This is a genomic window from Pseudomonas sp. PME37.24/025 (genome assembly GCF_055556615.1).
Genome location: NZ_JBVHNK010000312.1, coordinates 1 through 261, shown reverse-complemented (window position 1 = coordinate 261; position 261 = coordinate 1). Strand labels below are relative to the sequence as shown.

Here is a 261-nt window from a genome sequence, read left to right as displayed (position 1 = left end):
CCCCCGCCTTACGCCAACTCCGCTTTCAGCGCATCCGCCAGGTCGGTCTTTTCCCAGCTGAACAGATCGCCTTCGGCCTTGCGGCCGAAATGGCCGTATGCCGCGGTCGGCTGGTAGATCGGCTTGTTCATGCCGAGCGACATGCTGTTGAGCTTCGTCGTGTTCTTCCTGTTGCGAAAGGCGACCCATGTGGTCCTCGCGGCAAACGGCATCCCGCAGTCGACGTTTAGCGGCACCGGCATCTCGCCAGGTCCTCCGTAC

The 261-nt window shown here is 62.5% G+C and carries 1 protein-coding gene and 1 pseudogene; one reads left to right on the top strand and one right to left on the bottom strand.

The window, feature by feature from the left end:
- Positions 1–8 precede the first annotated feature (8 nt).
- Positions 9–137: pseudogene (locus ACZ3HH_RS30500) on the bottom strand (methionine adenosyltransferase); the annotation flags it as partial.
- Here ACZ3HH_RS30500 and ACZ3HH_RS30495 point away from each other — a divergent pair.
- A partial coding sequence (locus tag ACZ3HH_RS30495) for a hypothetical protein (RefSeq protein WP_465810369.1) occupies positions 130–261 on the top strand: 132 nt, incomplete at its 3' end. The pseudogene ACZ3HH_RS30500 and the gene ACZ3HH_RS30495 overlap by 8 nt on opposite strands.